Annotated in this window: 21 protein-coding genes and 3 tRNA genes; 14 read left to right on the plus strand and 10 right to left on the minus strand. The window is 55.8% G+C overall.

Annotation, left to right across the window (positions count from 1 at the left end):
- The first annotated feature begins 21 nt into the window (after positions 1–21).
- From leuC to N5W20_RS01910, 6 genes are read left to right on the plus strand one after another with little or no spacing between them, the layout of a single operon-like run.
- Positions 22–1,422, plus strand: a complete 1,401-nt coding sequence (leuC, locus tag N5W20_RS01885; RefSeq protein ID WP_319807242.1) for a 3-isopropylmalate dehydratase large subunit — start codon at positions 22–24, stop codon at positions 1,420–1,422.
- Complete coding sequence (leuD, locus tag N5W20_RS01890; RefSeq protein WP_319807243.1) at positions 1,422–2,054, plus strand: 3-isopropylmalate dehydratase small subunit; 633 nt, start codon at positions 1,422–1,424, stop codon at positions 2,052–2,054. The genes leuC and leuD overlap by 1 nt, the downstream gene beginning before the upstream one ends.
- Complete coding sequence (gene leuB, locus N5W20_RS01895) at positions 2,051–3,169, plus strand: 3-isopropylmalate dehydrogenase (protein WP_319807244.1); 1,119 nt, start codon at positions 2,051–2,053, stop codon at positions 3,167–3,169. Before leuD ends, leuB begins: the two co-directional genes overlap by 4 nt.
- A gap of 4 nt (positions 3,170–3,173) precedes the next feature.
- A complete protein-coding gene (locus tag N5W20_RS01900) occupies positions 3,174–4,376 on the plus strand; it encodes a pyridoxal phosphate-dependent aminotransferase (protein ID WP_319807245.1) in 1,203 nt (400 codons plus the stop codon).
- A gap of 47 nt (positions 4,377–4,423) precedes the next feature.
- Complete coding sequence (locus tag N5W20_RS01905; RefSeq protein WP_319807246.1) at positions 4,424–5,632, plus strand: pyridoxal phosphate-dependent aminotransferase; 1,209 nt, start codon at positions 4,424–4,426, stop codon at positions 5,630–5,632.
- A 40-nt stretch (positions 5,633–5,672) separates the two neighbouring features.
- A complete protein-coding gene (locus N5W20_RS01910; RefSeq protein ID WP_319807247.1) occupies positions 5,673–7,331 on the plus strand; it encodes a gluzincin family metallopeptidase in 1,659 nt (552 codons plus the stop codon).
- Positions 7,332–7,371: 40 nt separating this feature from the next.
- Here N5W20_RS01910 and N5W20_RS01915 read toward each other — a convergent pair whose 3' ends face one another.
- Complete coding sequence (locus tag N5W20_RS01915) at positions 7,372–7,890, minus strand: thioredoxin family protein (protein ID WP_319807248.1); 519 nt, start codon at positions 7,888–7,890, stop codon at positions 7,372–7,374.
- A 366-nt stretch (positions 7,891–8,256) separates the two neighbouring features.
- Positions 8,257–8,652 (minus strand): DUF423 domain-containing protein, encoded by a 396-nt coding sequence (locus N5W20_RS01920; RefSeq protein ID WP_319807249.1) that lies wholly within the window; start codon positions 8,650–8,652, stop codon positions 8,257–8,259.
- Positions 8,653–9,203: 551 nt separating this feature from the next.
- Between N5W20_RS01920 and N5W20_RS01925 the strand changes: the two genes are divergently transcribed.
- Positions 9,204–9,926 (plus strand): coiled-coil domain-containing protein, encoded by a 723-nt coding sequence (locus tag N5W20_RS01925; RefSeq protein ID WP_319807250.1) that lies wholly within the window; start codon positions 9,204–9,206, stop codon positions 9,924–9,926.
- Between the two features lie 45 nt (positions 9,927–9,971).
- Here N5W20_RS01925 and N5W20_RS01930 read toward each other — a convergent pair whose 3' ends face one another.
- Both N5W20_RS01930 and N5W20_RS01935 read right to left on the minus strand, forming a co-directional pair.
- Entirely contained in the window at positions 9,972–11,903 is a 1,932-nt protein-coding gene (locus N5W20_RS01930) for an OPT family oligopeptide transporter (RefSeq protein WP_319807251.1), read from the minus strand.
- An 89-nt stretch (positions 11,904–11,992) separates the two neighbouring features.
- Complete coding sequence (locus tag N5W20_RS01935) at positions 11,993–12,559, minus strand: hypothetical protein (protein ID WP_319807252.1); 567 nt, start codon at positions 12,557–12,559, stop codon at positions 11,993–11,995.
- A gap of 216 nt (positions 12,560–12,775) precedes the next feature.
- On the opposite strand from N5W20_RS01935, the gene ispH reads away from it, so the two are divergent.
- The 3 genes from ispH to rnhA are packed head-to-tail and all read left to right on the plus strand — an operon-like array spanning position 12,776 to position 15,284.
- Complete coding sequence (gene ispH / locus N5W20_RS01940) at positions 12,776–13,792, plus strand: 4-hydroxy-3-methylbut-2-enyl diphosphate reductase (RefSeq protein WP_319807253.1); 1,017 nt, start codon at positions 12,776–12,778, stop codon at positions 13,790–13,792.
- 47 nt (positions 13,793–13,839) lie between these two features.
- Positions 13,840–14,814 (plus strand): homoserine kinase, encoded by a 975-nt coding sequence (locus N5W20_RS01945; RefSeq protein WP_319807254.1) that lies wholly within the window; start codon positions 13,840–13,842, stop codon positions 14,812–14,814.
- Positions 14,814–15,284, plus strand: coding sequence for a ribonuclease HI (gene rnhA / locus N5W20_RS01950; protein ID WP_319807255.1), 471 nt, complete (start codon positions 14,814–14,816; stop codon positions 15,282–15,284). Before N5W20_RS01945 ends, rnhA begins: the two co-directional genes overlap by 1 nt.
- A gap of 10 nt (positions 15,285–15,294) precedes the next feature.
- On the opposite strand, the gene N5W20_RS01955 is transcribed toward rnhA, so the two are convergent.
- Positions 15,295–16,314, minus strand: a complete 1,020-nt coding sequence (locus N5W20_RS01955) for an ABC transporter substrate-binding protein (protein ID WP_319807256.1) — start codon at positions 16,312–16,314, stop codon at positions 15,295–15,297.
- Between the two features lie 68 nt (positions 16,315–16,382).
- On the opposite strand from N5W20_RS01955, the gene N5W20_RS01960 reads away from it, so the two are divergent.
- Positions 16,383–16,458 (plus strand) — tRNA-Asn (locus N5W20_RS01960).
- 360 nt (positions 16,459–16,818) lie between these two features.
- Here the strand turns inward: N5W20_RS01960 and N5W20_RS01965 are convergent.
- On the minus strand, positions 16,819–17,169 hold the full coding sequence (locus N5W20_RS01965) for a hypothetical protein (protein WP_319807257.1): 351 nt from the start codon (positions 17,167–17,169) through the stop codon (positions 16,819–16,821).
- Positions 17,170–17,673: 504 nt separating this feature from the next.
- Here N5W20_RS01965 and gpt point away from each other — a divergent pair.
- From gpt to N5W20_RS01980, 3 genes are all read left to right on the plus strand, one after another.
- Positions 17,674–18,108, plus strand: a complete 435-nt coding sequence (gpt, locus tag N5W20_RS01970) for a xanthine phosphoribosyltransferase (protein WP_319807258.1) — start codon at positions 17,674–17,676, stop codon at positions 18,106–18,108.
- Positions 18,109–18,214: 106 nt separating this feature from the next.
- Positions 18,215–18,291: transfer RNA gene (locus tag N5W20_RS01975), tRNA-Pro, on the plus strand.
- A 12-nt stretch (positions 18,292–18,303) separates the two neighbouring features.
- Positions 18,304–18,380, plus strand: a tRNA-Arg gene (locus tag N5W20_RS01980).
- A 240-nt stretch (positions 18,381–18,620) separates the two neighbouring features.
- On the opposite strand, the gene N5W20_RS01985 is transcribed toward N5W20_RS01980, so the two are convergent.
- The 4 genes from N5W20_RS01985 to N5W20_RS02000 all read right to left on the minus strand — a co-directional run bounded on the left by N5W20_RS01985 (position 18,621) and on the right by N5W20_RS02000 (position 23,483).
- The gene (locus N5W20_RS01985; RefSeq protein ID WP_319807259.1) at positions 18,621–19,082 is read right to left on the minus strand and encodes a PEGA domain-containing protein; all 462 of its coding nucleotides are present in this window, start codon (positions 19,080–19,082) and stop codon (positions 18,621–18,623) included.
- Between the two features lie 362 nt (positions 19,083–19,444).
- Positions 19,445–20,815 (minus strand): DUF2142 domain-containing protein, encoded by a 1,371-nt coding sequence (locus tag N5W20_RS01990; RefSeq protein ID WP_319807260.1) that lies wholly within the window; start codon positions 20,813–20,815, stop codon positions 19,445–19,447.
- A gap of 71 nt (positions 20,816–20,886) precedes the next feature.
- A complete protein-coding gene (locus N5W20_RS01995; RefSeq protein ID WP_408869426.1) occupies positions 20,887–21,849 on the minus strand; it encodes a glycosyltransferase family 2 protein in 963 nt (320 codons plus the stop codon).
- A 284-nt stretch (positions 21,850–22,133) separates the two neighbouring features.
- Positions 22,134–23,483, minus strand: coding sequence for a hemolysin family protein (locus N5W20_RS02000; protein WP_319807262.1), 1,350 nt, complete (start codon positions 23,481–23,483; stop codon positions 22,134–22,136).
- Positions 23,484–23,536 lie beyond the last annotated feature (53 nt).

A 23,536-nucleotide genomic window follows, 5' to 3' on the forward strand; every position in this document is an offset into this window, starting at 1 on the left:
TCCGGTGTCAGGGAGGGCGCGATGGCGCAGACATTATATGACAAGCTGTGGGCGGACCACGTCGTTGAGCAGCTTTCAGATGGTACCTGCGTCCTCTATATTGACCGGCATCTCCTCCATGAAGTGACGAGCCCGCAGGCTTTTGAAGGGTTGCGCCTGGCGGGGCGGAAAGTCCGCCGCGTCGATGCGACGGTCGCGGTTGTGGATCATAACGTCCCGACGACGGACCGTTCCGCACCCGTGGCGGAGCCGGAAAGTCGGCTCCAGATCGAAACGCTTGAGGCAAACGTCAAAGCCTTCGGGGTGCCCTATATCCCCTTAAGGTCTCCGAAACAGGGGATTGTGCACGTTGTCGGGCCGGAGCAGGGCATTTCCCTGCCCGGCATGACGATCGTCTGCGGCGACAGTCACACATCGACGCATGGGGCATTGGGGGCTTTAGCCTTCGGTATCGGCACGTCTGAGGTTGAGCACGTGCTCGCAACCCAGACATTGCTGCAGAAACCCTCCAAAAACATGCGTGTCACCGTTTTAAACACGCTCCCTCCGGGCGTGACGGCGAAGGATCTCGCCCTCGCCATTATCGGTGAGATCGGAACGGCAGGTGGCACGGGTCATGTCATTGAGTTTGCCGGTCCCGCCATTGAGGCGCTGGACATGGCGGGCCGCATGACTTTGTGCAACATGTCGATTGAGGCCGGAGCGCGTTCTGGTCTGATTGCCCCGGATGAGACGACCTTCGCTTACATTGAAAACCGGCCCTTCGCCCCGAAGGGGGAGGCGTTCACGACCGCCTGTCGCCACTGGTCCCATCTCCATACGGATGAGGGGGCTGTTTTTGATCGGGAAGTGACGATCGACGCGGCAACGATCCGCCCCGCCCTGACCTGGGGCAATAGCCCGGAAAATGTTATTTTCATTGATGAGGTCGTGCCTGACCCCGAAAATTGTGACGACCCGGCAAGGGCGGCGCAATGGCAGCGCGCGCTGGAATATATGGGGCTCAAAGCCGGGCAATCCCTCTCCGGCACACCCATTGATGTCGCTTTCATCGGCTCCTGCACCAATAGTCGAATTGAGGATCTGCGGGCTGCGGCTGAAGTGGTAAAAGGGCGGCACGTGGCGGCGCATGTCAGGGCGATGGTGGTGCCGGGCTCCGGCCTCATCAAAGCGCAGGCCGAGGCGGAAGGGCTGGATCGTATTTTTCTGGATGCCGGGTTTGAGTGGCGTGAGGCAGGCTGCTCCATGTGTCTGGGCATGAATCCGGATCGGCTCCTTCCCGGGCAGCGTTGCGCCTCAACCTCCAATCGAAATTTTGAAGGGCGTCAGGGCCCGCGGGGCCGCACCCATCTTTGCTCCCCATCCATGGCGGCGGCGGCGGCCATTGCCGGTTGTTTTGTCGATGCGCGGAGGGGTGCGTAATGGATAAATTTACCCAGCTCACCGCTCTCGCCGCGCCCATGGCGGCTGAAAACGTTGATACGGATCAGATCATCCCAGCGCGGTTTTTAAAAACCATTCACCGCAAGGGGCTGGGCCAGCATGTTTTTGCGGCACAGCGATATGATGAGGACGGGCAGGAACGTCCCGATTTCGTACTGAACCAGGCGCCTTATCGGCAGGCTCAAATCCTGATCGCGCTTGATAATTTCGGCTGCGGCTCCTCGCGGGAACATGCGCCCTGGGCCTTGCTGGATTTCGGGATCCGTTGCGTTATCGCGCCCAGTTTCGCTGATATTTTTTTTAATAACTGTTTCAAAAACGGCATTCTGCCCGTGCGCCTCCCGCGGGAAGTCTGTCTCGCTCTGATGGAGGATGCACGCCTGGGCGCCAATGCGCGTCTGACGGTTGATCTTGAAAGACAGGTCGTCGTCACCCCGGATGGGGCCGAGATCCCTTTCGATGTCGACCCGCTCCGGCGGCGCCTGCTTCTCGAAGGGTTGGACGATATCGGCCAGACCCTCATTCACGAAAAACAGATTGACGCCTTTGAGGCGCGACGGGCAGAGCAGGCGTCCTGGCTCCCCTCCATCACGGAAGAGGTGGCAAAATGACTTCATCAAAAAAAATATTGGTCCTCGCCGGAGATGGTATCGGCCCGGAAGTGATGCGCGAAGTCGCGAAAATCGTGAACTGGTTTCGCGCTTATCGGGGCCTTGATGTCGATATTGCGGAGGAGCTTGTCGGCGGCGCCTCGCTTGAGGTGCATGGCGTCCCGATCCGGGATGAGGTAATCCAGCGCGCGCATGAGGTTGACGCCATCCTCTTCGGCGCGGTCGGTGACCCAAAATGGGCGCATGTCGATTTCAACCTCCGCCCGGAGGCTGCAATCCTTGCGTTACGGAAGGAACTTGATCTTTTCGCAAATTTGCGCCCGGCGCAGGTATTTGACGCGCTGGCGGATGCGAGCACCCTTAAAGCGGAATATGTCTCTAAGCTTGACCTTTTGATTGTGCGTGAGACTGTCGGGGGCATTTATTTCGGGACGCCGCGTGGTATCGAGACTTTGCCGGATGGCACGCGTCGCGGCATTAATACCGAGCTTTACACGACCCCCGAAATTGAGCGCGTGGCGCGCGTGGCCTTTGATGCAGCGCGCAAACGTCAGGGGCATGTGTGCTCGGTTGAAAAAAGCAACGTCATGGAAAGCGGTCTCTTATGGCGCGAGGTCGTGACATCATTGCAGCAGGCCGAATATCCTGATGTCACCCTGACCCACATGCTGGCGGATAATTGCGCCATGCAGCTTGTCCGGAACCCGCGGCAGTTTGACGTTATCGTCACGGGTAATCTCTTCGGTGACCTGCTTTCGGACCTTGCTTCCATGCTGACGGGCTCTCTCGGGATGCTGCCTTCCGCCACGCTGGGCCCGCTCAAGGAAGATGGACGCCGCGCCGCCTTATATGAGCCGATCCATGGTTCGGCCCCGGATATTGCGGGGCAGGGTATCGCGAACCCGATTGCGCAGATTTTATCTTTTGCGATGATGCTGCGCTACTCTTTTGATCGGGATGAAGATGCTCGGTTGATTGAGACGGCCATTGAAAATATCCTCAATACCGGCCTGCGGACAGCAGATATCATGACCCCCGGTACGGCGCGCGTCGGGACGGAGGTGATGGTCGCGGCGATCCTGCAGGAGATCAAGCGGCTCTCGGGACAAGGGTAAAATCATGTCCGTCATCTCAGCCCGCCTCGACCGTATTTCACCCAGCCAGACGATCGCCATGACGCAGAAGGCGCGGGAACTCCGCCTTGCCGGGCGCGACATTCTCAGCCTCTCCGCTGGCGAGCCCGATTTTGCGACGCCCGCGCATATTTGTGAAGCCGCCGTCAAAGCGATCAGGGACGGGGACACGCATTACACCGATGTTGCGGGCACCAAGCAGCTTCGTGAGGCCGCCGCCGCGCGACTGAACGCTGATTACGGTCTGGATTACACGCCGGATGAGATTATCATCTCAACGGGTGGAAAACAGGTCATTTACAATGTTTTCGTGGCGACGCTCAATGCGGGGGATGAGGTTATCATTCCGTCACCTGCCTGGGTTTCCTACCCTGATATCGTCGCTTTGGCAGATGGCACACCCGTTATTATCCCGACATCGGAGCATGAGGGCTTTAAGCTGACACCCCATGCTTTGCGCGCCGCACTGACGCCGCGCACGAAATGGCTCGTGCTCAACTCCCCCTGCAACCCGACAGGCGCGGCTTATACAGGGGCGGAACTTCGGGCTCTGGCTGAGGTGCTTGCGGATTTCCCGCATGTGTGGGTGCTGACGGACGATATTTACGCCAAGCTCGTCTATGATGATTTCGAGGCCTGCACCATCGTGCAGGTGGCGCCGGAATTGCGGTCACGCACTGTCACGATGAATGGCCTGTCCAAAGCCTATGCCATGACGGGCTGGCGGATCGGCTACGCGGCCGCGCCAACGGGCCTGATCAAGGCGCTGACGAAGCTTCAGGGGCAGAGCACCAGCAATGCATGTTCCATCGCGCAGGCGGCCGGGGTTGCCGCCCTGACGGGGTCGCATGATTTCCTGCCGCCCATGCTGGCGGAATATAAGGCAAGGCGGGATCTCGTCCTTGCCGAACTGGCCAAAATCCCCGATATGCGTTGCGCCACGCCTCAGGGGGCATTCTACGTCTTCCCCGCAATCGAGAATTTTCTTGGCAAAAAGACGCCGCAAGGGCGCGTGCTGTCCTCCGATGCGGATTTCGTGGCAGGCCTTCTGGAGGAAAAAGGCGTCGCCGCCGTGCAAGGGCGTGCCTTCCTCCATCCTGGATATTTCCGCATCTCCTACGCGGCTGATCGCGCCGTGCTTCAGCAGGCCTGCGCGCGCATCATCGCGTTCTGCGCCGAACTTGGATGAGTCACGGCGCGCGGTCAACGCAATATTGAGCAGGGTGGGCTCGGTCAATGGACGTTAAACTCTCGCGCCGCCTTGAAAATCTGCCCCCTTCCGCCACCATTGCGATGTCGACCCGCGCGCGGGCGCTTAAGGCGCAAGGCGCTGACGTCATCTCCCTGGCTTTGGGGGAGCCGGATTTCCCATCCCCTGAAGTGGCGCTGAAGGGCGCAATCCAGGCTGTGCAAGAGGGGCAGACGGGCTACCCCCCGATTGGCGGTATGCCTTCGTTTAAAGACGCCATCATCCAGAAATTCGCGCAGGACAATCATCTGCATTTCGCACCTGAGAATATCCTTGTCGGGAATGGCGGTAAGCAGCTGATCTATAATGCTTTTGCGGCGACTCTGGACCCGGGGGGTGAAGTCGTTATTCCTCGGCCCTACTGGGTAAGTTACCCGCTTGTCGCGCAAATGTTCGGCGCCGTGACGAAATTTCCGGAATGTCGGGAAAGTGACAATTTCAGGCTCACAGCGTCGGCTTTGGCCGCGTCTTTAACGCCCCGCACAAAATGGGTCATTCTCAACTTCCCAAACAACCCGACTGGCGCCGTGCTCGAGGAGGAAGACCTCCTCGCAATCGCGGAGGTGCTTCGGCGTCACCCGCATGTGGCGATCCTGTCGGATGAAATTTATGAACATCTGACATTCGGGAATCGCCAGCATGTATCCCTGCTGAATGTCGCGCCAGACCTCGCGTCACGCGTGCTGATCGTGAATGGTATGTCAAAGGCCTATGCCATGACGGGTTGGCGAGTCGGGTTCGGAGCGGGTCCGGCAGGTTTGATCCGCGCCATGACGACTATCCAGAGCCATGCCACGTCAGGAGTCTGCACCCTGGCGCAGGCTGGCGCGGTGGCGGCCTTGCAGAGCGATCCTTCCAGGCGTGTTGAGATGTGCGCGGTCTATGAGCGCCGCCGGGACCATGTGCTTTCTGCCCTGCAAGGCATTGAGGGGCTGAGCTGTGCCCGGCCGGATGGGGCATTCTACCTTTTCCCGGGTGTTCAACGCCTCATCGGCCTTACCACGCCGGGCGGACGTTGGTTGGAAGACGACGTGGCCGTCGCTGAGGCCCTTCTGGAGGAGGCGCATCTTGCAACTGTTCCGGGTTCCGCTTTCGGGCAAGCGGGCTATTTAAGGCTTTCCATCGCGACTTCCGACGCTGATTTGACAGAGGCCATCGCGCGCATCAAAGATTTCGTGCAGAATTTGCGGGGTTGAAGAAAGATCGATCACATTCACGGGAGGGTTTAACGGTCCGATGACATCAATACCGATAACGTTTGAGGACCAACCTATACCCCATATGGATGCGGCAACGTTACGGGCTGATGCTGACGCTGTTCGTTCGTTACTGCAATCGGGACATATTGCCGCCGGTTTGACGCTTTTTGACGCAAAGCGACGCAGTTTTACCGCCTGGCAGTCGCAGCAACTCCGATATCGGCTCAATCAGCAGCCCGCCGCGCAGGAAGGTGATGCGACGCCCTCCCTGGAGGAAATGGCCAATATCTGGGCGCGGGATGTCCTCGATATCCAACAGATTATATTGCGCGATCACGCTGAAGCCGCTCTGAGCCATCTTGGCCCTCACGTCATGCGTCTATGGCAAGCGGATTTGACGGCGGCGCGTTATGCGGCCCATGAGGGCGCCGCTGAGGAGGCGCGCTATGTCAGCCAGTTCAGGCGCGCATGGGCCGCGCATTCGGACGCGCTGATCCCCACGCAGGGTGAGCGTCAACGCCCCCCGTTCGAAGTCTCGCAAACCGAGAAGGGGGCGGCGGGGCGTGATGCCGCGCCGGACATCGCGGCCTGTCTCGATCAGCTCATCAAAACCCGCATTTCCCTCGCGACGGCGCTGGGTTTCAATCATTACCGCGACCTGGCCTATGAACGTCTTTACCGTTTTGATTATGGCCCGGCAGAGATATTGCAATTTCATGCCAGTATACGCGCCCATGTTGTGCCTCTGCTGAAAGCCTATATGCAGCGCCGTCAGCTGGAGACGGGCGGGCGCGCCATCGACGCGTTGGAGGCGGAAATTCTGACTGCGTTCAGGACGGTCAGCCCGATCGGCGGGGCGCGCCTCATGTTTGATCGTACTCTCGGTATTTTGTCCGATATTGATGCGGATCAGACCTTGTCGCAGCTTTCTCGGGAGTTGCTATCGCAGGACAAGGTCTCTCTTGAAAACGATCCGGATGGCGCGGCGGGGGAAAAGGTTCTGCCCGCGCCCTTTAAAGATGGTGCGCCCTTCATCGCGATTAAATGTAACGGCCAGCCCCAGGACGTCGCGATCGTGACAGATGCGTTGGGCCGTGCCTATCAATATTGGCAGGGTGCTTCCCTTTCCCTGTATGAATATCTCCTCCCCACGCCGGAGGCGGCCGATATCGCACCGAAAGCCCTCGGCCTGCTCACCATGGGGCACGTTGAGCGCCTTCTGAAAGAGGGTGGCGCGGCCGATTATCGTCGGCAGTTTCTCCTGAAAATCCTGTTTGGTCTCGTGCGGGCCGCATCTATTGATGGCTTCGAGCACGCGATTTACGACCACCCCGAATGGTCACATGACCAGCGCATGACAGCGTGGCATGAGCTTGAGAAAATTTACTTCCCGTGGCGGGAGGGACAGGACGGCGTCTGGCTTGAGGAACGCCGCGCCTGGCAGCAGGAGGACGCCCTTTTTGAAAAGCCTTTTTCCGCCATTAACACCGCCCTGTCTGATTGCTGCGCGATGCAGATCTGGCTCTCCAGTCGGATTGATTCCGGTTACGCCATTGAACTTTTCAAAAGCCTGAGTGCTCTGGGAGGAACCTATCCGTTTCTCACCCTGCTTGAAAAAGCGGGTCTGATCTCACCTTTCGGCACGGACGTTCTGCCCGAAATCATGCATGAGGTTGAGGAACTGCTCTGGAATTAAGCGCCGGGCGCCGCATGAAACTGCGCCCGGAAAGGTCGGATCAGTCGCGTTTATTCCATGCGACGATTTGGTCAATGACACTTTGCGGGGAAAGGTCCCGTGCGTCACCGAGCACATTGGCGCTGTCGCCATTCAGCAATTTACCATTGGGCGTGACAAGCAATATTGTCGGGACTTCATGCACTGTCACGCCGTAATGCGCGGCAATTTCAAGATTTTTGTCCAGTCGACCGATATTGACGGGCACGACGACGAAATGGGCGTCAAGCCAGCTCGCTGCATCCGGCTGGGAAAATACGCCCGCGAGAAAGCGGCAGTCCGGGCACCAATTGCCCCCGAAAACCAGCAATACCCGGCGGTGCGTCTTGCCTGCGGTGGCGAAGGCTTCCTCAACCTGTTGTTTAGCAAGGGCAGGGTCGGGGTAGGGTTTGGCGTCCGGCACGATCGTGGTGGAACCATCGAAACTTGGCGGGGCGATTTCAGCCGTGTCCGCCAATAAGGGCGACGCGGAAAGGGAGATCAAAATTGTGCCCATGAGGGCGATACGACGTAGAGTCATGTTGAGATCCCTGCTAGATAAAGGGGGAGGCGAGAAATGTCGCGCCTGAATTCAGCGCGGCAGCGCCTGAGGCGGCATTCTCATCCTTCGAAAATGGCATATTTATGACGATGAGACACACTAAACAGTTGGATAAAAACGAGGTGCCGATCCGCGTCACGTTAGTGCGCACGCTGGTTCTGACAGGTTTGACCATCGGCTTCGTCCTTCTTGTCAGATGGTCCACCCTTCTTGCCCACTGGGTCAACCAGGTTGCGGGCAGTCGGTGGTGGAACAGCCTTTACGCGCCCCTCGGCATTGAAACCGCAAAAGGGCGTGAGCAGCTTATTATGGTCACGATCATCGCGGCCTGCTTTATCGTGGCGCTCAGTCTTCAATTGATCTCTGCTGCTTTGTGGCGCGGCCTCCGATCGCGGCAAATGCGAGGTAAAGCCAGGACACCATAAGCAGCACCCCGCCGACAGGGGCGCCATAAGCCCTGTCGATCCAGCCAAAGGCGGCCAGGATGACAGGAAGGCAGAAAAACAGGACTCCCACGATAAAACCGAGCGTTGCGACAATGAAGTTCGGCTTTTGACTTAATGCCAGCGCGATAATGAGCACGGCGTGAAGCGAGTCCATCTGGGAAGCTGCACGCAACATGTCACGCCCGTTTGTCACGAGGATTTCGGCGGAGACGTGGCTCGCCAAAGCGGAAAGCGCCACCCCGACAGCGCCATAGAGACCACCAAAAAACAGCGCCACACGTTGCAGAAATTTCATGTCCGCCAGTCACCTTTTTCAATGCGGGGATGTGCCACCCGGAATAAACTGAAAGCGCAGAACGGTCGCGGCGCGGAGGCCGACCAGACAGGCATGCTCCGACGGGATTCGGCCCCATGGACAATATGGCCAAGTCAGGGAACCGGTCAAGAATGAATAATTTGTGTATATCTTGCAAAATTTATCGTATATAAATATTAACGGCGCAGGTCACCTGATTGGGGCGCGCGTCATATACTTTGTTAAATGGTACGGTTTCTGGTTGTTATCGGTAAAGTGCCACGTCAAACGCTTATATCGAGGCAAATTAAGACTATGTTATATCCGACGAAAAAATCTTTTATAAAAATAATCATCGGGGTGACATCGAAATTGCAGTCCGACTTATGTATAGTGTCAAGGCTTCCCTATTCAGGCATCAAATGACGCGATGTATCCTGGTAGGCAAATAACTCATGTCCAGTCGGACAATTTAAATAAATACGGAATTTTGCAGGACGACCCGCCAAGTGATGATGCCGCGACGTCATTGTCGGAAGTGGGAAAAGGCAATGGAGCAAGACGTCAGCCGCCCTTTAATGGCGGTAACCCCGACGCGCGTTACTTCCTCCCATGCTCATATGGCAAAATTCAGGAAAGGAGAAAAAGTGTCGGGTGACATGCCAGTCGAGCAAACTTCAACAAACGATACGCAGGATGTCAGCGAGGAGGCTTTAAGGCGCGCTCTGGACCGACTGGGCTCGCGCAAGCAGAGTGACAGCCCGAAAGCGTCTTTCAACAATCATCGCCGTGCCGCGCCCGAGCCACGACGCCGACGCTTCAACGCGGATCGTGACGTTATCGTTGAGCGTTGCGCCATACCGCGACAGAATGCGCGCGGTCATGTGCAGAGTAATGTTGAAGACCACACCGCCGAGATTGAGCGGATGAAGCAGGAAATACGCGGCGCACAACGTAAATCCGACGTTGCCACGCGAGAGCTGACCGCCGCAAAAAATCAGATCAAGCAATTGGAGGCGCATCTCATGCATGCGCGCCTGCGGGTGCAGGAGCTTGAAACCGCCGTCAAACACAAGGATTCGCGTCTTGTCGCGCTGCGGGAAGCTTATGAAGCGCCGCCTTCAACGTCGAAGACCGTCGCAGCTAAACCGGCTAGTGCGCCGCCGAAAAGCGCTAAGGTGGGGAAGGTGTCGAAAACCGTCAGCCCGCGTGGGTCCAAGACGGGCAAGGTCTCTTATGATCCGCAGGAGCCAGTGCGGTGGTGGAAAGACTGAAAATCCGGTGAGCTTGCGCGCTTAACCTCGGGAGGCGCGTGAGGGTTACGGCATCTTGTCGGCGCCCGATTTCAGTGAGGCCATCCAGAAAGCCGCGGCGAGGAACGCCAACCCTCCGAGCCATTGCCGAACCCACGGGCCGGGCACGGGCATGTGTTGCAGAAGGGAGGGCGCGGAGACGTTTGTGATCGCGAGGATAATCCCCGTCAGGCTCTCTCCCACAATAAAGCCACAAGCGATCAGCGTCTGACCCTGCGCGTCCGTGCCTTGATTGCGCCTGCTGCGCCATTTGACACATAAAAACGCGACGAGACTTCCGAAGGCAATTGTCACGGATACGTCGGGCGGCAGGTAGATTCCCATACCGATCGCCAGAGCGGGAAGGGCATAGGCTTTGCCTTTAGAGAAGTTTTCCAGAAGGATCATCGCCAGACCAATCCCGGCCCCGATGGAAAACATTGTCCAATCCATGCGCCCCAGCATGATGCCGCGCGCGAGCGAAAGCATCAGCGTCGCCTGAGGTGCGGCGAGCGGGGGCGCGGCAGACGTTGCCACGAGGCTCTCGCCCAGGAAACCATAGGCTTGATGAAGCAGGTTGAGGATCGGCGGCGTCACGACCGCCCCGACAATGCACCCGATGATAAGGGCGACCTGCTGCTTCCAGGGCGTCGCGCCAAGGATCTGTCCGGTTTTGAGATCCTGGAGATTATCATTGGATATCGCCGCGGATGCCGTCAACGATGTCAGGATAAACAGCGTAAACGCGATGATCATTGACTGATTGGCCGCCGTGAGATGCGCTCTTAAAAAAGGTGATGCTTCCGCGAGCCGCAGGAGGAGGCAGATTGCGATGATCGCGATAATCATAATGCCGGAAATCGGGGAAGAGGAGGAGCCGATCAGACCGGCCATATAGCCGCACGAGGCTGCGACGAGGAAGCTTAATATAAGACAAAGGAACACACTGCCGAGCGCCAGCATAACCGACATGGGGCCGTGTCCGGGCAGAAAATTAAAGAAGCTGCCAAATAGGGCGACAGCGACGATAAGGCTGGATAAAACGAGATATTTTAAAGGTAGATCCTGCTCCTCAGCCGCTGGTCGCGCCTCATCGCGACGGCTTGCCAGCGCACGCAACCCCGAAATGACACCAGGTGCCAATTGAACAAGCGTCCAGATCGCGGCGATGGCGATGGCGCCCGCACCGATAAAACGCACTTTTTCAGCCCAGATCTGTGTGGCGACGTCAAAAATCGGCAGATCGTCCGGGAGGCGCATCATGTGAGCGCTTAATATCGGCACGGCCATGAGCCAGGCAATGGCGACGCCGAGCAGCATGGCCAGCCCGCCACGCAGGCCGATCAGGTAACCAACGCCAAGCAGGGCGGTCGAGTAGGCGCCCTGCAGGCAAAAAATTGCTCGCCCCAATGGCCTGGCCAGAATGAACCCGCTGGCCAGCCACTTCGTCCCCGATGTCAGCACTGTAAAAATGGCGCTGAGGAGCGTGGCGATGCTCAGTAAACGCAGTGCGCGGCCCGAATGATGTGAGAAGCCCGCTTCAAGGACTTCGGCACAGGCCACACCTTCCGGGAAAGGTAAATCCGGCCGGCGAATCAACGCATGACGCAGCGGGACGGTGAAGATAACCCCCGCCACCCCGCCCGCAGCCGTGGCGAGAAAGACGGGCCAGAAGGGAAAGGTTTGCCAGTGGCCCATAATAATGAAGGCCGGCAATGTCGCGAAGACGAAGCTGATCGCCGCCGAGGCCGAGGCCTGGGTCTGCACGATATTATTTTCGAGAATATGACTGTGACTCAGGGCCCGCAAGATGGACATGGAGATGATCGCGGCCGGGATGGAGGACGCAATGGTCATGCCAATCTTAAGCCCGAGATAAATATTTGCCGCTGTGAAAATAAGGGTGATCAGCGTGCCGATAAGGAGGCCGCGACATGTCAGCTCTCTTTTTGTCGTCATAGACGGGCCATTATCTTTTCTTCGGCGCTTTGGCGTGTGAGTTTTTCCCGTGCGGCGACCGGAATAGAGACCAGCCACCCGGGAGAAATTTATCGACCGGTCTTGCGGAAATAACCGGAAACCAGATGGTCGCGATTATATTTAAGCTGCTGCGGCGTCAATTGAATGCCGATTTTAAGCGCGTAATTCGTATCCTGAAGGTCCGGCGAGGCCGGAACATCAATATAGCGAAGCGGTGAAAGCTTCGTCACGCGCACGTCATTTTCCGACAGGGCGAGGTGCAGAGTGAAGGTTTTTTTGTCGAGCACCTTGTTGTCCCGCGTGACGGCCACGAAATAAGGGAGATCGATTTTGATGGGGCCATTGGTTGCGCCACGCTCAAGCGTGACACGGACACTTACGCGGGAGCGAACGGCTTTTTTCGGCGCGGCGGCGCAGCTTCCTGCAACGCCGGTGAGGGACACATGGTAAGCGGGCACATGGGTGCTCGGCGCGACAGAGTCCAGCTGATAGAGGTCAGAAGCAGGGGGGACGACATCGACATGGGGGCAGACAGGCGCAAAATCGCCCTGTTCCTCACCCGCGCAGGCGGTTAACGCCAGAAGAGAGGCGAGAGCAAACGGGACTCTGACAAATCTGGAATTCGATGCGACCATGACTGACAGTTCCATTTTCCGTAGGAAGATGCAAGCGTTGCGATATAAAGTTTCATGCGCGTCAGGGCGTCGAATGTTCCCTGAGGGTCAGATGGTTTGCGTTTTTCTTTCACGCGGGACATATATGCAGCTCTTGCGAATTTTGAACGTTTCTGGCGATGGAGCCCGGACGCGGCTTAAACCTTTACGCCCATATGAAGGCATGGATGGACTTGGATGGTTCAGAACCCGGTGATTAACCGACTTGACGATAATCTGGCGAAGTCGACAGACACGATTCGCACGTTGCGCGTTCTTCTCGCCGGTCCACGAGGCTTCTGCGCGGGGGTTGACCGCGCCATTCGTGTTGTCGAGGAAGCGCTGCGTCGTTACGGTGCGCCCGTCTATGTGCGTCATGAAATCGTCCATAATCGCACGGTCGTTGAAAGCCTGGAAAAAAAGGGCGCCATCTTCGTCGAGGAACTTGATGAGGTGCCAGCGGATGGCCATGTCGTGTTCTCTGCCCATGGTGTGCCAAAAACCGTCCCGGCCGAGGCGGAGAGGCGGAACCTCCTTTATCTTGATGCGACCTGTCCGCTGGTTTCCAAAGTCCATCGTGAGGCAGAACGCCATTTTGCCGGCGGGTCGGAAGATAGTCGGCATATTCTGATGATCGGCCATGCCGGGCATCCGGAAGTTGTCGGGACAATGGGGCAATTGCCCCTCGGCGCCGTGACGCTGATTAACGATGCGGATGAAGCGCGACGGGTGGAGCCTAAAGATCCGACACGTCTCGCCTTTATCACCCAGACGACGCTTTCCGTTGATGATACGTCTGAAATCGTGTCGATTTTGCGAGAGCGTTTTCCGCTTATCGAGGGGCCGAAGAAGGAAGATATCTGCTACGCCACGACGAACCGTCAGGAAGCTGTAAAGGCCATTGCGCCGGAGAGCGACCTCGTCATTGTCATCGGGTCCCCCAATTCATCCAACTCTCAACGTTTGCGAGAGGTTGCGGAGCGTTCCGGTGCAAAGGCGGCCCTATTGGTGCCGAAGCTGGATGCGCTGGATTGGTCCGTGCTGGATGATGTTGAAACGGTCGGGATCACGGCCGGTGCTTCAGCACCCGAGTCACTGGTGCAGGAGATCGTGGATGCGATGTCCAAACGCTTCCGGCTGAATATTGAGGAGCGCATCGTCAAGGAGGAAAACGTCACCTTCCGCCTTCCCAGCCCCTTGGGGGATATGCTTTAACGCAGCATCTCCCGGGGATGTGATATTTCCGTAATATTGGACGGATCATGGCGGTATATACAAGGGTCGGGGACGCGGATCTCGCAGCGTTTCTGGAAAATTACGCATTGGGCGCCTGTCTCTCCTTCCAGGAGATCGCGGAAGGCGTCGAAAATAGCAATTTCCTCCTCCAGACCACGCACGCGCGCTACATTCTGACAATTTTTGAAAAGCGCGTGGCGCAGGATGATCTGCCATGGTTTATGGGCCTGATGGCGCATCTCAATGGGCACGGCCTGGAATGTCCGCGCCCCGTCGCCGGGCAGGATGGGCAGGTTTTAAGACCGCTCCTTGGCAAGATGGCGGCGATCACGACATTTCTGCCCGGACGACCTGCGACAGAGCTTACAGCGGATCAGTGTCACGAAGCCGGGCATTGCCTCGCGCAATTACATCTGGCCGCGCGGGGTTATGCTGCGCAGCGTGCCAATGATTTCGGCCCTGCCGCCTGGGAGCCTCTTCTCAACAGAGTGCAGGACGCCGCCACGCCTGATAATGCGGGCCCCATATTGCCGCTTATTGCGCAAATGACGGATTCCCTGCCGCGCATCCTTGCCCATTGGCCGCGCCCCGACGCTTTACCATCCGGACATATCCATGCGGACTTCTTTCCGGATAATGTGTTTTTTGGGGAAGAGGGCAAAATATCCGGGGTGATTGATTTCTATTTCGCATGTTCGGATCGCCTCGCTTACGATCTCGCCATCGCGCTGAATGCCTGGTGTTTTCCGGATGACCGTGAGTTAAGCCCGATTTTGAGCGCGGCCATGCTGGCCGGTTATCAGTCAGTCCGCCCCTTGACCGATGCGGAAAAGGCGGCTCTCCCCCTACTTGCGCAGGGAGGGGCCACGCGCTTTCTGCTAACGCGCTTATATGACTGGATCTCAACCCCCGCTGACGCGCTTGTCACGCGTAAGGACCCTGCTTCATTTATGCACCGCCTGCAATATTGGCAGAAGAATCGCGCTTTGGAGTTGAGCTGATGAAAGAATCCCCGCAGGAACGCCCGATGGTGGAAGCCTGGACCGATGGCGGGTGTCGTCCCAACCCAGGTCCTGGCGGGTGGGGGGTTCTTCTTCGCTTTGGTGGCAAAGAGCGTGAGATTTCCGGCGCCGACCCTGATACGACCAATAACCGCATGGAAATGACCGCGGCCGCATCCGCCTTGGAGGCGCTGACCCGCCCCTGTCGCGTCACGCTTTACACAGATAGCGCTTATGTCAAAGACGGGATGACGCGATGGCTCACCGGCTGGACGCGGCGGAACTGGCGCAGCGCATCTGGTGATCCCGTCAAAAATATGGATCTCTGGAAACGCCTTCTCGACGCGGCGCAGCCCCATGATGTGACCTGGGTGTGGGTCAAGGGGCATAGCGGCCACCCTGAAAATGACCGCGTCGACGCTTTGGCAACATCGGCGCTTGAGGCGGCCACGTCAGAGCCGCCCTCCTGACGCGCCTCCTTCAAACCTCATATGTCAGGGCGGCGGCGATGTCGGCGGCGTGCGTTGTGCCCGGTATCTGCTTTATCAGTTTGAATTCATCCACATATTGCGCGACCTGCACACGCAGCAGATCATCCGTCATAACAGTTCCCCCTGTCTGGCGTCTCAGCATGCCCGCCAGGTCCTTCGGCGCATCAGGGCGCGCGCTCCAGTCTTTGATGAGGGCGTCAATCTGGCCCTTATAAGCGTGTTGGGCCGCAAGAAAGCAGGAAGCAAGTCGTTTCGCCAATTGAGGATATTTCTGCAATGTCGTGTCCGCGATGCCCAGGACGAGGTCCACGCGGTTTCGGGCCAGACCGGTCATACTATCCAGCATATTCCACCCGCGCTTGCCAACCGCTTTGAGCACACGCCAGGAGGCATCATCATGCAGGACGAACGCATCAATTTTGCCATCAATAAAGGCTTGCGCCATTTCCGATGCGGGTAGCTCCACCCAGGTGACATCAGTCGTCGGATGCATGAATTTTCGTCGCAGCCGAATGCTGAGAAAGCGACGATCCGCACCGTGGAAAGACGTGATCCCGATTGTTTTGCCACGGAGATCCGCCGTTTTATTGATGCGCCGGTTACGCTGCACGACAACGCGGTAATATCCGGTCCTGATGCTGCAGACGAGTTTCGCCGGGGGCGGGGCGACGTTGGGACGGTAGAATGCTGGTATCCAGTCCAGAAGGGGTGCGACCACGATATCGACAGGGTCAGGTGGGCTCATGAGGTCGATGGAATGATTGTCATCCTCCGTCGGTGCTTCTGTCACATGAAGGCCATGCTGCGTAAAAAGACCATTCTCACAGAGGGCGAGCATGGGCTCATACCGACCATTGGCCCAGGCCATGCGCAGTGGACCCGGTATCTCATCATGATTCTCAAGCTCAGCAGATTGATGCGGCCTTGTAAGATAAAAGCCGGTACCCAAAGCCATCGCGGATGCGCCGAGACCGCCCATCACTGCACGTCGGGATATGGGCCGCATCATTTTCTCCTGAAAAAGCGATTTGAGGGCTTTACCAACGACGAAGCTTTCGCTAGATAATCGGTCGCTGGTCCCGAATAGCTCAGTTGGTAGAGCAAGCGACTGTTAATCGCTGGGTCGTAGGTTCGAGTCCTACTTCGGGAGCCACTTTTTCAATCAAAAACGCAGAATTGGCAAGGGTTTTCTAGGCGTCACGTCTCACGTCGCCTTACAGGGCTCTGATGCGGGTGCGCCTGTCTCCTCAGCGTCGATTGACGCTGAGTTGAGATGCCGGGAGGGGTGTTTCAACGCATTCCCGGCACCATTCTTCCTTACATTGCGTGAGCATATATCGTGCGAGGGCAGATTTTATCGGCGCATCATTCGAGGCAGCACGCGTGTCCGCGACGCTTCCGGCCCCGCATCATTATTTGTGCGCGATAATCCCGATTTAAGGACCCTTGATGACGTAAGAAACGCCCTGTTTGTCTGAGTTGAGATGCGGATAAATCAGGCCTGAATGTTTCTTCAATCCTGAGCCGCGGTGAAAGCAGTGAATTCCTGGTTATTATCCGTTTTTATGGCGACACGCTGTCTCAACAGGTAAGCGTTGACAATCGCGGCGTACCGAGCCCCCATCCGGTCGGCGTTAGGATCAATTGAAAGGCAGTAACCAGTCTCCGTCGCATCATCGATAAAGAGCAATTTTGCGACATGCCATCCATCGCGAAATTTCAGTTCCTCAAAGCGACCTTTATGCTCGCCCGCCGGTAATTTTCGTGAAGGGCAGTCAATCGTGGTTGAATCAGAAGCGAGCGCAGCACCCATTCCGGAAATAAGGACGGCGCCAAGCGCTAAGGCATTGAAAATGTTTTTCATGACGTGATTTCTTTCATTATTATTTAATTTTTGTAATAAATGGCACAACCTCCCAATTATAAACGAATTAAAAACGTCACGACCTCAAATATTATTTATAATAATTTTATAAAAAGTTTATAAGTAGTTTTTATTATGCATAATCACCTAAAAATAAAAGATTTTCTCTAAAAAGGTAAGATTCATTTCAAATTTTATCACAAATTATTTTTCCAAGAGGAAATTTTAATCCTCCTTTGTCAGGGTCTACGCCTAAGGAAACGTTTTGCTTTTCATGTCGAAATCCAAGGTCGGTTTGCTACGGAGCTAAGCAACATCGTATGTTTTCGATGAAGTCTGGCATGGCCCATCTTGTTTTGCGCCAAAGCTCGCGACATGACATTCAACCCACTAAGAGCATGAGTGCGACGTTGCCGGGTGGGGAGGTCGGCCTTCCCTCCTTTCTTCTCGCGTGAGAATGGCTTCAAAGAGGCGACACAGGTGATTCTTTGAGGAGTGATGCGCATGGCGACGGAGTATTTGACCATCACGTGGGACCAGCTACATGCAGATGCGCGCCGTCTCGCGCGCACTCTGCTGGGCGCGAAATCTTACAGAGGAATTCTGGCTATTGCGCGGGGCGGCCTGATCCCTGCCGCGATCATGGCACGAGAATTGGATATTCGCCGCGTTCAGACCATCTTAATCGAAAGTTACACGGGTCTGCGCGCAGAAACGCGTGGCACCGTCAAAGTGTTAGAGCAGCCTCCTCTCGATGCGGGTGGCGCGGGTTACCTCATTATTGATGACCTTGTGGATACAGGCGAGACAGCGCGAATTGTCCGGGAATTATACCCTGAATCCACATTTGCCTGTCTTTACGCAAAGCCTTTGGGGCGGTCGCGCGCAGATTATTATACGCGTGAAGTCCGTCAGGACATCTGGGTGCTCTTCCCGTGAGATATGGCGCCCGCTTTCAGCCCGCCTTTGATCAAAACGGCAAAATGACGTTTTTTCTCTTTTTGCCATTCCGCTTGGGCGTTGTTTGCGTTAGGTTGCGCGCGTTCGGGGCGTGGCGCAGCCTGGTAGCGCGCTTGTTTTGGGTACAAGAGGCCCCCGGTTCGAGTCCGGGCGCCCCGACCATTAAAGAGCTTTGCGCCCTTAGCTCAGTTGGATAGAGCAACAGCCTTCTAAGCTGTGGGTCGCTGGTTCGAATCCAGCAGGGCGCGCCAGCTTGCCGAGGACGATAAGCACAGCCCGCGCGCGACATTAATCTGACGCGCACGCTTGCCCCTTAAGTGACTTCGGGCGGAATCTCTCCCTTCATGCGTCGGATTGTCCGAACCCAGTCAGGGCAGATCCTCGGTGACATCATTGAAGGTGGGTGGGCTAGCCCCTCTGCCGAATAGAGAGCTTTGCTTAATTTGAGTGTCTCTATCCGGCACTTAGGTCTAATTAACGCGTGGGACAGGTCACTTCCGACCGTCGCCATTTGCAAAAAATTGCGGCAGGACCGCTTCCTTCTTTGGATCGTCCGACTTGGTGAGGGAGATGTTCACGGCGGGATCATATTTATTATCCGCACCGGACGCGCTATCAACAGCGACCCCAATAAAGCCTCCCAGCGCGATGTTTCCGAATACCGAGCCAGCCAGGCCGGAGTGATTGAGATACCGGGAATTTTCGTAACCTGGCTTTGCGCACTCAATCCATAAATCATGTTTCGATTTTTTTACGAGAACGCTCGAAGGCGTCTGTTGAACGGTGCCGATCTTCTCCCCATTACGGTAGACGGCGCATTCAGCGCCCGGCGGGTTCGAATTGATCGCAATCTGTTGGCTTGTGCCATCAATGATCGCAGCACAGGCCGAAATAGAGAAGGGTAGAGCTAAAATTGACAATTTGCAGAGGCGCATGAGTTTTTCCAAAATCAATAGTGAGATCAAAAATTAAAATTATTTAATGAATTTTGTAAAGAAAAATACGGTCATTAGTTGAAAAATAAATACAACCTCATGTTGATTGAAAAAGATGAAAGTCTAAACGAACAGTCGTTCATTACATATCTGAGAATAACTTATAAAACACGCAACTCCAGATAGAGAATTAGGGAGGTAAGTTCGAAATTATTTCGGAGGGTTGAGTCGATTGCGCAGCTATGGAGGATCTCGCGCATGCGTCAGGCCGCGAGAGCGCTGGTGATGAAATCGCTTACGAGAAAGACATTTTTTGGGAAGGTGAGGCCAGTCTCCCTCGCGCCTCAATATCTCTCGCGAGGAAGACCGGCCGAGCGCCCTTAAATCGGCAGAGCGTAATTCAGTGAAACAAGCGTCCAGAGTGTAATAAGCAGCGAAACGGGTAGGAAAATATATGTGACGATTTTTTCTGCGCGCTTGAGGTAAGCGGAAAACTCCCCATTCAGGAAAAACAGGATCGGCACGAACACCATGATGGCCGTGAAATACCGGCCATTAATGCCCCATATGTTGTCGTCACCGACCCCATCCCAGGTGAGGTAAATAGACAGGCTCACGAGAAAAGCGCAGAGCGGAAAATTCAGGAACATCAGGATGAGCGGCACTCTTCTGCCCCGCGACCTGACAATAAGCGCGACAAAAGCGATGAGAAGCAGCAGAAATGCGATGCCCACAAAGATGTAATAGGATATCGGCAGCCAGGCACCATACCAGCGGATCGTGCCAATGGATTGCGCCAGCAGGGCCGCGCCATGTCGAGTTACCGTATTGTAAGTAATGCTGAAAATCTGGAAGGGATGATGGAGGAGATAGGCAATTTGTCCGGTTACGTCTGATCGCCCGACCCATGTCGGCGTGATGACAGGACGAATGCCGATTGCACCCCAGAATATTGTCGGCAGAAAGGATAAGGCCGTCCATCCGAGGATTTTCCTGAATGGCAGGGCAAGGAGAGGCGTTGTCAGAACGGGAAATAGGAGGATGGACACGTAAGGCGGTTTCGACGCCACAATAATGGAGGATACCGCAAAAAACAGGATCAGCCCCGCACGTTTCGTCTCATATGTCTCGGCTTCATAAGCTTTGCACAATGCGGCGGAAGCAAGCACGGAAAAGGCGATGAGCAGCGCATCGTAGGAAATGGAGGCATAAGAGAGCAACACCTCCGGGATACTTACAACGAAGAGGAGGAGAAATCGCCGATTGGCAGGGACAATCATGAGGGCGATGAGTGTGATGATGAATGATGTGATCGCCGTCAGGACCCTCATCAGATGCATCGTATCAAAGACTGAAAAGTCAAAAATCCGTGCAATGTTGATCGCGACCGCATCTGGCAGGTAGAAAATCGGCTCATAGATGACAGTGTTTGAAAATTGGCTGTATTCGGTAGGGCCGTTGATCGTATCTTTTTGCGCCTTGACGTGGGCGCCTGCAGGCACTTTCCAATGTCGGTCGAAAAATCCGGGGAAGTAAGCGGCCTGATCTTCCTCAAAATTTTTGAGGCTCTCCCCGCCACTGCTCACCGGACTGACTTTTTTACCGATGAGCTGGCCATGCGCGATTTGAAAGGCGCGCCTGAAGTGATTGCCGGAATCCGGCTCCATAAATGGGAGTTCGGCGAAACAGAATAAGAGGAGAAAGCAAGCTGTCAGAACGCCATAAAGCGTGATTTGAGGAGAAAGCTTCATCAATGTCCCACCAAAATGCGATAATCAAATCTTGCGATTGAATGGCGCGGGTTATCGACGGTATGGCTTGATCATTTATCCATCCATGCCGGTCCGGGAAGGGAAAGGTAGCGCGTGCGCTTCTGCTCCTGACGTGCCAGGGCCACACTATCCAGAATAAGGGCGCAGGTCATGGATAAGGCTGCCATAATCTCAAACCCTGTTGCCAGAAGAGCCGAAGGAAAACGTAAAACGAATCCCGTCTTAAAATAAGTATAAATGATGGGCGCACCGAAGACGAGTCCGATCAGTGCAAAAATAAGAGCCAGAAGAGAAAAGAAAATGAGCGGTCTTTCCTGCTTACACAAATTGACGATTGTCTTGAGGATGATGATGCCGTCAGTATAAGTCCTTAACTTTGAAATTGAACCTGGGGGGCGTTCAACGTACCGCGTTGGAACTTCTCCGATCGGCATGCCCAACTCCAGCGCATAAACTGTAAATTCGGTCTCCGTCTCGAACCCCCCAGCCAGAGCGGGGAAGGATTTAACGAAGCGGTTTGAAAAAACACGATATCCCGAAAGCATATCGGACAGGCGTCGGCCAAAAACCGTCGTGACCATCGCGGTCAGAATTTTATTGCCCAATACATGTCCCGACCGATAGGCCGCCTTGCGATCCGTGACGCGCGCGCCATTGACCATATCCAGGCCCTCACGCATCGCCTTCTGCAACATGATCGGCGCGCTGGCCGCCTCATATGTGGCATCACCATCCACGAGAATGTAATAATCCGCATCAATGTCAGCGAACATGCGCCTGATGACATGCCCCTTGCCCTGGAGCCTCTCTGACCGAACAATCGCGCCCGTTGCCCTCGCGACTTCTATTGTCTTGTCAGTCGAATTATTGTCGTAGACGTAAATATCCGCGTCCGGCAGGGCTTCTTTGAAATCCCTGACGACCGTACCGATCGTAATTTCTTCATTATAACACGGTATGAGGACAACGACCCTCGGTTGGGAAGGCGTGGGCTGCGTGGCTGTTGTCAAGATTTAACCTCATTCGCATCGTCAGATTTCAAATCCGCGCGGAGAAACTATTTCCTATCGAAACCTCTGATGGAAGTGGAAAATAGTTTACAACTTATTTAAATGTGGTTTGATTATTAAACTCATTAGATTTTTTTTTGTGTCAATTCGTGATCCAGTGCGTCGGCGCGGGTTTTCGGCGTGAGATAAAACAGGAATCGCCGCCGTCAGCAGGGTTCCTGGGCGCACGGCCTTTGACGCGTCCGCCCACACTTGAGGCCCTCAATATTGTGCAGTTTGAAGATTTCTCAGTAAGTCGAGGCTGTCGCGTCAGAGCTGTTCGGCGCACGTGACACGAGAAGCTGATTAATGCGGAACCCATCAACACTCACGACTTCAAAGCGGAAGCCTGCCGCCTCAATATGGTCCGCCTTGCGCGCCATGCGGCGGAGGCGATGCATGACAAATCCGCCAATCGTGTCAAACAGTTCCCGATCATCATCCATGCCATTAATATCGAGTTCACGAAAGACATCGCCAATAGGGGCCGCGCCATCGATAAGCCAGGAATGCGCATCGCGCCGCACGATGGCCTGCTCTTCAAACGGGCTGGCAAGCCCGTCCATCAACGCGCCCGTAATGTCTTTGAATGTGATCAGCCCGACAATCAGGCCGTATTCATTGACGATCAGCGCAAATCCCGCATTATGAGCATCAAATTGTGCGAGCGTGTCCCAGAGATTCAACGTCTCCGGCAATGTTAAAACGTCACGTCGCAGATTTGACAGAAGATCCGACTTCTCCGTGCCGTTTTTCTTCAGAGGCGATTCATCGACGGCGGCCGCAAGGATATCCTCCGCGCGGACGGAGCCGATAATGTGATCCAGTCCGCCGCGACAGACAGGGTAGAGGGAGTAAGGTTTGGCGCGTACCTTGTCGCGCTGCCTCTCAATGCCCTCATTCACATCGAGGAAGACAATTTCATCCCGAGGCGTCATAGCCGACGTGACGGAGCGATCCTGCAATGCCAGGACATTCTGGATCAATTGATGCTCCTGCTTCAGCAGAGCGCCTGACGCGGTCCCCGCAGCGAGGATGGCGTTGAGATCCTCCTCCGTCACATTCTGGACGGTGGAGGCGGCGGGAATGCGCAGCAGATTGAGCAGAAAGTCGGAGATTTTCGTGAAAAGCCAGACAGCGGGGTAAAGCAGCTTCAGCGCGAGCGTGAGAAATACACCCATGCGCAGAGCGATTCGATCCGGGTCATTTATCGCTACGCGTTTCGGCAGCAGATCCGCGAAGAGCACAAATAACCCGGTGACAAGCACGAACGATAGGGCCGCTGCGCTTTTGGTGCTGATGTCGTTGGTCACGCCCAATTGCATGAAGACACTGGCGAAGGCTGGCGTCAGGAGTTCACTCGACACCACACCGCCCAGAACGCCGACAGCATTGAGGCAGATCTGTAAAACGGTAATGACCTGCCCGCTATTGCGCCGCAATTTCAGGAAGGTCTGCGCCCGGCCATCGCCCTGTTCCGCAAGGGAACGCAGGCGCATCTCCCGTGCTGCGGCAAAAGAAATCTCCGACAGGGAGATGAATATAGAGACAGCGATCAAGGCAAGCATTGACGCGGCTCCGAATAGAAACAGCGTCATCAAAATATCCTTACGCTCAGGTTAAGTGTACATCGCATAGGGTCACATTCTAG

It is taken from the genome of Candidatus Kirkpatrickella diaphorinae (assembly GCF_025736875.1).
Lineage (GTDB): Bacteria > Pseudomonadota > Alphaproteobacteria > Acetobacterales > Acetobacteraceae > Sorlinia > Sorlinia diaphorinae.

Bases quoted from the DNA above. Each gene is read 5' to 3' on its own strand.
- N5W20_RS01990 (WP_319807260.1), bottom strand. From the start codon at position 20,815: ATGAAGCTTTCTCCTCAAATCACGCTTTATGGCGTTCTGACAGCTTGC.
- N5W20_RS01920 (WP_319807249.1), bottom strand. From the start codon at position 8,652: ATGAAATTTCTGCAACGTGTGGCGCTGTTTTTTGGTGGTCTCTATGGC.
- N5W20_RS02000 (WP_319807262.1), bottom strand. From the start codon at position 23,483: ATGACGCTGTTTCTATTCGGAGCCGCGTCAATGCTTGCCTTGATCGCT.
- N5W20_RS01945 (WP_319807254.1), top strand. From the start codon at position 13,840: ATGGCGGTATATACAAGGGTCGGGGACGCGGATCTCGCAGCGTTTCTG.
- ispH (WP_319807253.1), top strand. From the start codon at position 12,776: ATGGTTCAGAACCCGGTGATTAACCGACTTGACGATAATCTGGCGAAG.
- leuD (WP_319807243.1), top strand. From the start codon at position 1,422: ATGGATAAATTTACCCAGCTCACCGCTCTCGCCGCGCCCATGGCGGCT.
- N5W20_RS01930 (WP_319807251.1), bottom strand. From the start codon at position 11,903: ATGACGACAAAAAGAGAGCTGACATGTCGCGGCCTCCTTATCGGCACG.
- N5W20_RS01910 (WP_319807247.1), top strand. From the start codon at position 5,673: ATGACATCAATACCGATAACGTTTGAGGACCAACCTATACCCCATATG.
- N5W20_RS01955 (WP_319807256.1), bottom strand. From the start codon at position 16,314: ATGATGCGGCCCATATCCCGACGTGCAGTGATGGGCGGTCTCGGCGCA.
- N5W20_RS01965 (WP_319807257.1), bottom strand. From the start codon at position 17,169: ATGAAAAACATTTTCAATGCCTTAGCGCTTGGCGCCGTCCTTATTTCC.
- gpt (WP_319807258.1), top strand. From the start codon at position 17,674: ATGGCGACGGAGTATTTGACCATCACGTGGGACCAGCTACATGCAGAT.
- N5W20_RS01915 (WP_319807248.1), bottom strand. From the start codon at position 7,890: ATGACTCTACGTCGTATCGCCCTCATGGGCACAATTTTGATCTCCCTT.
- leuC (WP_319807242.1), top strand. From the start codon at position 22: ATGGCGCAGACATTATATGACAAGCTGTGGGCGGACCACGTCGTTGAG.
- N5W20_RS01905 (WP_319807246.1), top strand. From the start codon at position 4,424: ATGGACGTTAAACTCTCGCGCCGCCTTGAAAATCTGCCCCCTTCCGCC.
- N5W20_RS01925 (WP_319807250.1), top strand. From the start codon at position 9,204: ATGGAGCAAGACGTCAGCCGCCCTTTAATGGCGGTAACCCCGACGCGC.
- N5W20_RS01935 (WP_319807252.1), bottom strand. From the start codon at position 12,559: ATGGTCGCATCGAATTCCAGATTTGTCAGAGTCCCGTTTGCTCTCGCC.
- N5W20_RS01900 (WP_319807245.1), top strand. From the start codon at position 3,174: ATGTCCGTCATCTCAGCCCGCCTCGACCGTATTTCACCCAGCCAGACG.
- rnhA (WP_319807255.1), top strand. From the start codon at position 14,814: ATGAAAGAATCCCCGCAGGAACGCCCGATGGTGGAAGCCTGGACCGAT.
- leuB (WP_319807244.1), top strand. From the start codon at position 2,051: ATGACTTCATCAAAAAAAATATTGGTCCTCGCCGGAGATGGTATCGGC.